Origin of the sequence: Ursidibacter arcticus, from assembly GCF_009761375.1 — a bacterium.
Classification (GTDB): Bacteria; Pseudomonadota; Gammaproteobacteria; order Enterobacterales; family Pasteurellaceae; genus Ursidibacter; species Ursidibacter arcticus.
This window is the reverse complement of sequence record NZ_LEKM01000108.1, coordinates 20770-31528: the sequence shown is the minus strand read 5'-3', so window position 1 is coordinate 31528 and position 10759 is coordinate 20770. Positions and strand designations below refer to the sequence as shown.

The 10759-nt window shown below is 38.9% G+C and carries 13 protein-coding genes; 7 read left to right on the top strand and 6 right to left on the bottom strand.

Features of this window, described 5'->3' with window-relative positions; all coding sequences use genetic code 11:
• Positions 1-275: 275 nt before the first annotated feature.
• The 5 genes from hpaC to A1D25_RS02845 all read right to left on the bottom strand — a co-directional run bounded on the left by hpaC (position 276) and on the right by A1D25_RS02845 (position 3919).
• On the bottom strand, positions 276-776 hold the full coding sequence (gene hpaC / locus A1D25_RS02865) for a 4-hydroxyphenylacetate 3-monooxygenase, reductase component (RefSeq protein WP_157394193.1): 501 nt from the start codon (positions 774-776) through the stop codon (positions 276-278).
• A gap of 9 nt (positions 777-785) precedes the next feature.
• Positions 786-1100: an HI1450 family dsDNA-mimic protein gene (locus tag A1D25_RS02860; protein WP_157394192.1), complete on the bottom strand. Its 315-nt coding sequence runs from the start codon at positions 1098-1100 to the stop codon at positions 786-788.
• A 12-nt stretch (positions 1101-1112) separates the two neighbouring features.
• Complete coding sequence (locus A1D25_RS02855; RefSeq protein WP_157394191.1) at positions 1113-1463, bottom strand: DsrE/DsrF/TusD sulfur relay family protein; 351 nt, start codon at positions 1461-1463, stop codon at positions 1113-1115.
• A 65-nt stretch (positions 1464-1528) separates the two neighbouring features.
• On the bottom strand, positions 1529-2824 hold the full coding sequence (locus tag A1D25_RS02850) for an NCS2 family permease (protein WP_157394190.1): 1296 nt from the start codon (positions 2822-2824) through the stop codon (positions 1529-1531).
• Between the two features lie 96 nt (positions 2825-2920).
• Entirely contained in the window at positions 2921-3919 is a 999-nt protein-coding gene (locus tag A1D25_RS02845) for an oxidoreductase (RefSeq protein ID WP_157394189.1), read from the bottom strand.
• A 106-nt stretch (positions 3920-4025) separates the two neighbouring features.
• Between A1D25_RS02845 and ybaK the strand changes: the two genes are divergently transcribed.
• The 5 genes from ybaK to A1D25_RS02820 all read left to right on the top strand — a co-directional run bounded on the left by ybaK (position 4026) and on the right by A1D25_RS02820 (position 8225).
• Entirely contained in the window at positions 4026-4502 is a 477-nt protein-coding gene (ybaK, locus tag A1D25_RS02840; RefSeq protein WP_157394188.1) for a Cys-tRNA(Pro)/Cys-tRNA(Cys) deacylase YbaK, read from the top strand.
• Between the two features lie 86 nt (positions 4503-4588).
• The gene (locus A1D25_RS02835) at positions 4589-5488 is read left to right on the top strand and encodes a siderophore ABC transporter substrate-binding protein (protein WP_157394187.1); all 900 of its coding nucleotides are present in this window, start codon (positions 4589-4591) and stop codon (positions 5486-5488) included.
• Positions 5489-5569: 81 nt separating this feature from the next.
• On the top strand, positions 5570-6526 hold the full coding sequence (locus A1D25_RS02830; RefSeq protein ID WP_157394186.1) for an ABC transporter permease: 957 nt from the start codon (positions 5570-5572) through the stop codon (positions 6524-6526).
• Positions 6516-7457 carry an iron chelate uptake ABC transporter family permease subunit gene (locus tag A1D25_RS02825; RefSeq protein WP_240327093.1) on the top strand — a complete coding sequence of 314 codons (942 nt, stop codon included), beginning with the start codon at positions 6516-6518 and terminating at the stop codon, positions 7455-7457. The genes A1D25_RS02830 and A1D25_RS02825 overlap by 11 nt, the downstream gene beginning before the upstream one ends.
• 9 nt (positions 7458-7466) lie before the next feature.
• A complete protein-coding gene (locus A1D25_RS02820; protein ID WP_157394185.1) occupies positions 7467-8225 on the top strand; it encodes an iron ABC transporter ATP-binding protein in 759 nt (252 codons plus the stop codon).
• Between the two features lie 7 nt (positions 8226-8232).
• Here A1D25_RS02820 and A1D25_RS02815 read toward each other — a convergent pair whose 3' ends face one another.
• Complete coding sequence (locus tag A1D25_RS02815) at positions 8233-8715, bottom strand: FxsA family protein (protein WP_157394184.1); 483 nt, start codon at positions 8713-8715, stop codon at positions 8233-8235.
• 154 nt (positions 8716-8869) lie between these two features.
• Here A1D25_RS02815 and ilvG point away from each other — a divergent pair, with 154 nt between their 5' ends.
• Positions 8870-10528 carry an acetolactate synthase 2 catalytic subunit gene (ilvG, locus tag A1D25_RS02810; RefSeq protein WP_157394183.1) on the top strand — a complete coding sequence of 553 codons (1659 nt, stop codon included), beginning with the start codon at positions 8870-8872 and terminating at the stop codon, positions 10526-10528.
• A 2-nt stretch (positions 10529-10530) separates the two neighbouring features.
• Entirely contained in the window at positions 10531-10749 is a 219-nt protein-coding gene (gene ilvM / locus A1D25_RS02805) for an acetolactate synthase 2 small subunit (protein WP_157394182.1), read from the top strand.
• Positions 10750-10759 lie beyond the last annotated feature (10 nt).

Sequence of the window (10759 nt, the reverse complement as noted above, 5' to 3'; positions counted from 1 at the left end):
GAATATCTTATGCCTTTGGTTTTTTTTCAGCAATAAAAAACCGACTGTTTTAGTCGGTCCAGACCGCTGACAAACCCTAATTTGTTGTATTCAATAAACGGACGCCAGCGTGGCGTCCCTACACAACAAAATAAAATCTGTTATTTTTCAATTGGTTATAACTTTTCTTGTAGGGACGCCACGCTGGCGTCCGAATGAAAAAAGACTTTGTCAATAATCTGAATCGACTGTTTTAGTCGGTCTTTTTGGGGTTTATTGATTTCTATCAATTCAGCTTAGATCTCAACAGTTTTAAATTGTCTAGCAAAATAGACAAGGCTATGGTTAGGTTGGCATTCAATTTCAGCTAAACGCACTATAAAAATAGAGTGTGTTCCTACGGTGTGAGTTTCGACAATTTCGCCTTGTAGGGCAGAAATTGCATTGCGTAGAACAGGCTGATTTTGCCAACCATTATCCCAAATATCCCATTCAAATCGTTCTTCCATTGTACTGTCTAGCATACAGGCAAAATGCTTGGCAATATCTTGCTGTTGGTGATTTAGCACATTGATACAAACTTTACCGTTTTGCTTAATGATGTCGTGCAAGGCACTGCTTTGGTTCACACAAAAGAGAACGGTTGCAGGATTATCACTCACAGAACTGACCGAAGAAACTGTAATGCCAACTTTTCCTGCTACACCATTACTTGTTACAACGTGAACGGCGGCAGATAAGTGAGCCATTGCATCTCGGAATTTTTGTGAAAACGCATTGATTGAGGGATTTGCCATTATTTTCTCCTATTCTTTCCAAATGACGTGGTACTCACGATTTTCGGCTTCGTGAGAAATTAAGAAACGAGCGAATACATCGTCCATTTCATCGTGTTCATTGATTAAGCCAACCCAAACTTCTGCAAAGGCATCAGGGTCGATCAAGGTACCAATTTCATCAGCCCAGTTGTCACTCGTTTCCACCATTTCAACTGCTCCACGTTCTTCAAATTGTAAATTGAAAAGTAGAATGTCCGCAGGATCAAGATTTTCTCCTGCCATTTCTAAGAAAATATCGTAAGCAATATCTATCGCTTCATCAGGTGTTAGTTTTGTGGTCATTTTATACTCTCATTAAAAATTTAAGATTTTATCTGCTTCAATTGTCCAATCCGCCAATTCAACCAAAGTACCAATTTCTACGCCTTCAGCTAGGGGCAATTCAGTAATACCACGAGCATTTGTACAAGTTTTGCAGAGTTTAACACTTGCACCTTGGGCAGTCAGAATTTCTAACATTTGTTGAGCGTGGTAGCTTTCAGTTGGATTTTGCTTGGCTAGTCCAGCAACAACAGCATCAGACATCAAAAACAATTTAAGTTGTGTTTGATGCTGTTCTTGAATTTGTAATGCCAAACGTAATGCACTAAAAAATGTTTCATTACCATAAGGTGCAGCATTGATAATAAAGAGTAGCTTTTGCATAAGTTGTTCCTAATTGGATTATTTCCAAGCGGTTAGATTGTTGAAAAATATTGCAAGTTAATGAATTAACCTACCCAAACAAATTTTGCAATAAAGAGTAAAGAAACCACTGCAACAGGGGCATTTATCTCTTTTAGTCTGCCAGTGCAGATTTTCATTACACAATAGCTAATAAAACCAAATGCAATACCTTCTGTAATAGAATAGGTAAATGGCATCATCGCTGTGGTAATAAATGCAGGTGTTGCTTCAGTGAGATCGTCCCATTTCACTTCAATCAGGCTTGATGCCATTAAAATCCCAACAAAGACTAATGCACCAGCCGTAGCATAAGCAGGTACAAGGCTTGCTAAAGGCGAAAAGAAAATAGTAAGTAAAAATAAAATACCCACCACTACTGCGGTTAAACCTGTGCGGCCACCTACTGAAACGCCTGAGCCACTTTCGATATAGGTACTAATTGCAGATGTCCCCATATATGAACCTGCCATCGCACTGACACTATCAACATAAAGAGCTTGTTTCATTTTCGGGAAACGGCCTTGTGCATCAGCAAAGCCTGCTTTGTTGGTTACTGCAATCAATGTACCAGATGAGTCAAATAGGTTCACTAACATAAATGAGAAAATAATACCAAGTAAGGCTGTATCTAACGCACCTGCAACATCCACTTGTCCGACAACAGCATCAAGACTTGGTGGGAATGAGATAACACCATTGAATGTAACCGCAGGGTCAAAAATCAGTGCTAATCCTGTAATTACTGCAATAGATACCAATACGCCAGAATAAACGCCACGAGCAGCGAGAATAACAATAATGAAGAAACCTAAAATCCCCATTAGTACTTTCGGATCGTGTAATTCTCCTAAAGCCACTAGGGTTGCTGGATTTGCCACGACTAAGCCCATATTTTTAAATCCGATAAGTGCAATAAATAGCCCGATACCTGCACCAATACCGACACGCAATCCAAGCGGAATTGCAGACATAAACCAGTAGCGAACTTGTAGTACCGTTAAAAGGAATAAACCAACAGATCCCCAAAAGATCGCTCCCATACCTGTTTGCCAAGAGAAACCTAATTTTTGTACCACAACAAAGGCAAAAAAAGCATTCAGCCCCATTGCAGGTGCAAGGGCAATCGGTAGATTACTAAACAAGCCCATTGCGATAGTGCCGAAAGCTGCAATTAGACAGGTAGTCACGAATACGACTTGGGTATCCATTCCTGCTACACCTAGAATAGATGGGTTTACAAAAACAATGTAAACCATTGTGAAAAAGGTAGTGATCCCAGCCACAATCTCTGTTTTTACAGAGCTCCCTTTTTGCTTAATTTGGAAAAGTTTTTCAAACATAATGATCCTAGAAAGTAAAGTAAAAAACGGTGCATTTTAAAGAACTGAAGGGGAAAAAACAAACAATAGCCCCTTCATTATCTCTGCATATTTAAGCTATGCGTAATCTAAAACACCTTTAAGTAATTCCACACTTAAAAATGCTAGACTAAAACGCTGTTCATCAGCCACGCTCCAGAACTGTAAGCTATGCTCATTTTTCGAGAGTAATTGGCTTATTTGCAGAATGTTTTCTTCATTTTCCTCGCTTTGCTCACCATTTTTAACCGCTGTAACAACATTCTCTTGATTGAAGTTTACCCAAGATTGTTGTTGCCATTCTTGGCTTAGTTCATCGGCATTTAGTGGATAGTCAGACTGAATGCTTACCATTTGTGAAATACCGTAAAAGACAGGTACTTGAACAGAATGGAAAGTCACAGAAGCGGTGAGATTTGGTAATACTTTTGCAAGTTGCAATTCAAAAGCTCTTGAAAACGGTAATTTGCTCTCATCTCCTTGTACATTCGCTGGCACTGCGTCAAAAGCAACTCTTGGTTTTTCATCATCAAGGGGAATACCATTAAGCAATTGTGCGGTTTGTCCTGCTAATTCTCGTACTTTCTCATCGCCAAAATAGGCAGACGGTAGTAATGAACTCACAAAAATATGCTGGATAGGTTGCTGTAACAACGGCTTGATTGCAAGTGCTAACTGTGTGATTTGCGGATTTGCCAAAGCAACAATATTTCGTTCACGCACATTCGCTATCATCTCATCATTTATGCTTGGCACAATAACAGGCACATTACCAATTAACGCGGTAATACCATATAAATCCAGTACAGTACAACCTGCTTGTACAGCTTGAGCCAGTTGTTCTGCTTGTGCCATTTTTCCTGCAAATAAAACGTGGCTAAATTGTGACCAATCAACTTCTTCTAATGGGATCTGCTCAACAGCTTTACTGCCTAAACGTAATGAATGTTCTTCGCCGAAACTTTCTAGTTCAACTGCACTAATACGCTCAATAGCAAGCTCACTCTGTTCTAAAATCTCTAATAATTTTTCCGCTAATAAAAAATCTGCCGCAATTGCTAACTGAATATTTGCCATTCTGGCTATCTCCCTTCAAAATAAAGGCTAATTCTACCTTGATTTCACTTTTTTGCGAATGAAAAACAGTGAATATTAGGAAAACAGTGCAACTTAGGAAAACAGAATGACTCCAGCGATAAATTTACTCAAAAAGCAAAAAATCCCTTTTACGCTTCACCCTTACGAACACGACCCAAATAACACGAATTTTGGACAAGAAGTCGTGGAAAAATTAGGGCTTAATCCCGATCAAGTCTTTAAAACTTTGTTGGTGGCAGAAAATGGGGATCAGAAAAAACTCGCCGTAATGGTTGTGCCAGTATCAAAAATGCTCAATCTCAAGCGTGCAGCTCAGGCACTTGGTGTGAAAAAAGTGGAAATGGCAGATAAAGATATTGCCCAGAAAACAACAGGATATTTACTGGGCGGCATTAGCCCATTAGGGCAGAAAAAACGTTTAGCAACGGTGATTGACGAGTCTGCGAATAATTATCCAACCATTTTTGTGTCAGGTGGCAAACGAGGCTTAGATGTAGAACTTGCTCCGCAAGATCTTGCCTTGCTACTCTCTGCAAATTTTGCAGGTATAGCTGACATATAAGAATTAATGATGTAACTCCCTACACAAATTATAAAATATGTGTAGAATATATGATAACAATTCTCAATTTTATGGAAGGAGCTTATATGTTAAAAAAATTATTGATCACATTAGGATGTGCAACGTTGATGGCAAGTGCGTGGGCGAATGATGTTACTATTCCAACCGCTCGTGGCGAAGTAACTTTAAAAGCTAATCCTACGAAAATTGCTGTATTTGATACAGGAAGTTTAGATACACTTCAAGCATTAGGTGTTAAGATTGATGGTGCACCAGATGCGGTAAAAGCCTTAACCTATCTTAAGCCGACTTTTGAGCAAGCAAAACCTGTTGGTACGTTGTTTGAACCCAACTTAGAAGCATTAAATGAGCTAAAACCAGATTTAATTATCGTGGGTACTCGTACGGCGAAAAAATACGATGATGTGCGTAAATTAGCTCCTACGATTGATATGACTGATAATGGCGATAAACTCATTGAGAGTGCGTTAAAACGTATTGAGAGTTTTGGTAAGCTATTTGGAAAACAATTAGAAGCTGAAAAATTAACAAATGAAATCAATACCTTATTTGCCGAAACACAACAAGCCGTGAAGGGAAAAGGCAATGGTTTAATCATTTTAGTAAATGGCGGTAAAATTTCTGCGTTCGGAACGGGTTATCGTTTAAGTTGGATTCATAATGATTTAGGTGTTCCTTTAGCAGATGAAACGATCAAAGGTGCGGGACACGGGCAGCCTATTTCCTTTGAATTGATTCAAAAATTAAATCCAGATTGGTTGTTTGTATTAGATCGTATTTCAGCCATTGGTCAAGAAGGTAAGTCAGCAAAAGAAGTATTAGATAACGAGCTTGTTCACCAAACAAAAGCGTGGAAAAATAACCAAATCGTTTATTTAAGTAGTGCATCTTACCTTGCTCCAGGTGGCTTTGAACAGATTAAAATGGACTTAACCACTATCAAAAACGCATTTGAGAAGAGATAATCCTCAATACAAGCGGTAAGATTGTGGCAATTTTTCGCAAAAAAATGTGAAGATCTTACCGCTTGTTTCTATTATTTGATTATGTTTTCACTTAATCGTCTTAATTTTCTATTGCTATTAGTGCTTTGTGTCATCAGTATGATGACTGGGGTTGCGGATTTTAATTGGTCGCAACTCTTTTCTGATCCTGCACAAATGCAATTACTGCTTATCAGTCGCTTACCTAGAACACTTGCAGTCTTACTGGTTGGTGCAACACTTGGCATTGCTGGAATGGTATTGCAGATTGTGTTGAAAAACCGTTTTCTTGAACCGAGTATGATTGGAGCAACTCAAAGTGCTGCAGTTGGGATTTTGATTGTCAGCTTGCTATTCCCTGCTACATCGTTAATGGTCAAAATGTCAGTAGCCACGCTAACAGCCTTAATCGGAATGGCTATTTTTATGGGGTTATTACGCAGTTTACCTCCCCATCAACAGTTAATGATTCCTCTTGTTGGTATTGTATTTGGTAACGTAATTGAAGCAGGTACAACCTTTGTTGCTTATCAAACGGAAAGTTTACAACTTATTTCTGTTTGGTTTACAGGGGACTTCTCAGGCATTTTATCTGGTCGCTATGAATTATTGTGGCTAACGGCAATTTTAGCAATCGTGATCTATATTATGGCAGATCAGCTGAGTATTGCAGGGCTAGGACAGCATATTAGTACTAGCTTGGGGGTAAATTACCGTCAAATGACGTGGTTAGCTCTAGTTGTTGTAGCAATGATTACTGCAGTCGTAGTAGTTACAGTTGGACAAATTCCTTTTATTGGATTGGTTGTACCAAATATTGTTTCTCGTTTAGCTGGGGATCGATTGCGCCATAATTTACCTTCTGTGGCACTAATGGGGGCAAATTTGGTGCTGATTTGCGACATTATTGGACGTACGATTAACGCACCTTATGAAGTTCCTATTTCAACGATTTTCGGCATTATAGGTACGGTACTTTTCCTTTACCTATTATTTAAGGGGAAACGTAATGCAGGCTAAACATTTACTGCCACTATTATCGTTACTATTTGTAGCATCTGCTTGTTTATTTATGACCTATAATGCTCGTGGACAATGGGATTTTGTCTTAGCTTTTCGTAGTGAAAAATTGCTGTTACTGATCACTATTGGTTATACCATAGGCGTTTCCACTTTGCTGTTTCAAACACTAACCCACAATCCGATTCTTACTCCGAGTATATTAGGATTTGATGCTCTGTATATTTTAGTACAGAGCTTATTGATCTTTTTCTTTGGGGGAATTGGCTTTACGCAACTTGACCAAAGTGGCAAATTTTTGTTTGAAACATTACTGATGGTTAGCGGAGCATTACTATTGTTTAGAACATTGACCAAAGAGAATGTTGATTTAACCAAAATGATTTTAGTCGGCGTGATTTTTGGAATGCTATTTAGAAGTCTAACTAATTTGCTCCAACGAATGATTGACCCAACAGAATTTGCTGTTGCACAAGGCTCTTATTTTGCTCAATTTAATACGGTAAATTCTGATGTATTATGGATTGGTATTGTGCTTGCGATCGTGAGTGCGATTTGGATCTGGAAACAGCGTCATCGACTTGATGTATTACTGCTCGGTAAATCCACAGCCATCAGTTTAGGTATAGAATATCACCGCTTTTCTCGCCAATTACTGATTTGTAGTGCCCTATTAGTATCAGTTTCAACAGCGTTAGTCGGGCCAATTCTCTTTTTAGGGTTATTAGTTTGTGCGATTGTAAATGCAATGACACAGACAATGCACCATTCTGTGCGTATTCCTGCGGTCTTTCTTACTTCTGCGATTACGCTTATTTTAGGGCAAGTGGTTTTTGAGCAAATTCTTGGTTTACAAGGCGTATTAAGTGCAGTAATTGAATTTATCGGTGGATTGGTCTTTATTGGACTAATGTATCGCCGACAAAAATAAGGATAGATAATGATTAAAATCAGTCAGGTTAATCATCATATTGGTAATGCGACTATTTTACGCAATGTAGATTTAACAATTCAAAATGGCGGTATTACGGCATTAGTTGGGCCGAATGGGGCTGGAAAATCAACATTATTATCGCTGATTGCTCGTTTAATACCATTACAACAGGGGCAAATTTGGCTTGATGAAAAAGATATTCATAAAACATCATCAAGAGAAATTGCTAAGCACCTTGCGATTTTGACTCAAGATAATGCTATTCATAGTCGAATTACTGTACAAGATTTATTGATGTTTGGGCGTTATCCACATCATCAAGGAAGACCGACAGAGCAAGATAACACTATTGTCGAACAAGCTCTTAAACGCTTTGAATTGCAAGATTTTTCACAACGGTTTTTAAGTGAATTATCAGGTGGGCAACGTCAAAGAGCTTTGATTGCAATGACATTTTGCCAACAAACTCAGCATATTTTATTAGATGAACCTTTAAATAATTTAGATATGTTTCACGCTCGTGAGCTAATGCGTTTGTTGCGTAAATTAACCGATGAGCTGAATTTAACAACGATAATGGTGGTTCACGATATCAATATGGCGGCAGCCTATGCGGATACGATTGTTGCAATGAAAGATGGGCAAATTCGCTTAGTTGGAACGCCCGATGAGATTTTAACTTCAGAAAATTTACAAGAAATATTTTCCCTTGATGCTGAGTTGATCGAACACCAAGGGAAAAAAGTCGTATTACATCATTTATAGCAGTTGATTACTTAATCCATTTATCTTCATCTGCTTTACGTTCAAATTCCGCATCAAAGGTATTATTATCGTATGGTTTAGCTTGTCGGTTATAGTGCGAATGGAATGAACCAGAAAAATGAAATGGAACTTTGTTGGCGACAAGTTTAAGCACAAGCCCTTGTAAGAGTGTTCTTGTTATCGGTAAGAGTAGCAATAATGCTAAAATATCACTCAGAAAGCCAGGAATTAAAAGCAACACGCCTGCAATTGCAAAAAAGAGTGATGAAATCACCGCTTGAGTTGGGATTTGCCCTTGAGCAATTTGTTGGCGGATACTTAATACTGTCATAATTCCGCGTAATTTAATCACCCACAGACCTAATGCAGAAATGGCAATCATCAATAAAATAAGTGGCAATACACCAATTGATGAGCCTACCGCAACCAATAATGAGATTTCACAATAGATATATAAAAATAGTCCGACAAAAAATAGCAAAATAGGCATAGTTTTCTCCTTGTTCAATGAACAAATAGATGGTGCTAATTCTGTTTTTTTCAACTTTTTTTAGCAAATTTCAGTTAAGCTGTTCAAAATTAAGCTAATCTATGTTATCAATAACACTTTCATTCGCATAAAAAAATTTAGGACACAACATTTAATGAATGGCTCAAATTTAGTCGTAGAAAGCTTAAAAGCTCACGGTGTAACAACCATTTTTGGTTATCCGGGTGGAGCAATAATGCCTGTTTATGATGCAATTTATGATTCAGGTTTAGATCACTTACTTTGTCGTAACGAACAAGGGGCAGCTATTGCAGCGATCGGTTATGCTCGTTCAACAGGGAAAACAGGCGTTTGTATTGCTACGTCAGGCCCTGGAGCAACCAATTTAATTACAGGATTAGCGGACGCATTATTGGATTCAATTCCTATTGTGGCAATCACTGGACAAGTTGCTACATCTTTTATTGGTACTGATGCGTTCCAAGAAATTGATGTATTAGGGCTATCTTTGGCTTGTACTAAACATAGCTTTATTGTACAAAATATTGATGAATTGCCCGAAGTATTAGCTAAAGCATTCCAAATTGCTCAAAGTGGTCGCCCAGGCCCTGTGCTAGTGGATATTCCAAAAGACGTACAGTTTTCTCCAACATCAGCACAACCGATTGTTTATCCAAAACTTGCAAATAATGCACAAAATCCTACCGCTTTAGCACAAGCTAAAGCCCTATTAGCCGAAGCGAAACGCCCAATCTTATATGTAGGCGGTGGCGTTGGAATGGCTGGGGCAGTACAAGCGGTGAGAAACTTCCTAGAAATTACCAATATTCCATCTGTTTCTACCCTAAAAGGATTAGGCACTATTCCGCCACAACATCCGCTTTATATGGGAATGTTAGGAATGCACGGCACAAAAGCGGCTAACTATGCTGTACAAGAGTGCGATTTGCTTATTGCATTCGGTGCGAGATTTGATGATCGAGTAACAGGCAAACTTGATACATTCGCCCCAAATGCAAAAGTGATTCACGCCGATATTGACGTGGCGGAAATCAATAAATTACGTCAAGCTAATGTTGCTTTACAGGGCGATCTGATTGAAGCGGTAAATGCACTAAGCCAACCGTTAGAGATTGATCCTTGGCGTGAAGATATTCTCCGTTTAAAAGCGGATTTTGATTTCCGTTATATTGAAAATAGTGGCGATAAAGAAATTGACCCTTGGGCATTGGTGCATACACTTTCTCAGCGTAAACCACAAAATGCCGTAATTACCACTGATGTTGGACAGCACCAAATGTGGTCGGCACAGCATATGCAACATTATGCCCCTGAAAATTATTTAACTTCGGCAGGGCTTGGCACAATGGGCTTTGGTTTGCCTGCTGCGGTAGGGGTTGCGAAAGCTCGCCCACAAGATCCTGTTATCTTAATTACAGGCGATGGCTCATTGATGATGAACATTCAAGAGTTCGGCTCGATTAAACGTGCGAATTTACCAATTAAAATTTTACTACTGGATAACCAACGTTTGGGAATGGTTCGCCAATGGCAATCACTTTTCTTCCACGGACGCCATAGCCAAACAATTTTAGATGACAACCCTGATTTTGTAACACTTGCTTCTGCCTTTGGTATTGCGGGTGAACGCATTGAAAAGGCTTGCCAAGTCTCCGATGCAATTAACCGCTTACTGAATGCGAAAGACGCATATTTACTACACGTTTGTATTCCTGACGAAGAAAATGTATGGCCACTTGTGCCACCGAATGCGTGTAATAGCGATATGATTGAAGAAGATATTGGGGTCTAATAATGAAAACTTATGATTTAACTATTCAAGCCAACAAACGCCCAGAAACTTTAGAGCGTTTGTTACGAGTTATCCGCCATCGTGGTTTTGAAGTGATCGCACTCCAAACCCAAACAGAAAACAACACCATTGAGCTAAACGTTAAAGTGCAAAGTGAACGAACTATTGAGCTATTACTTAACCAATTAGTCAAATTGCCTGATGTGGTGAGTTTGGGGTAGAATTAACGGT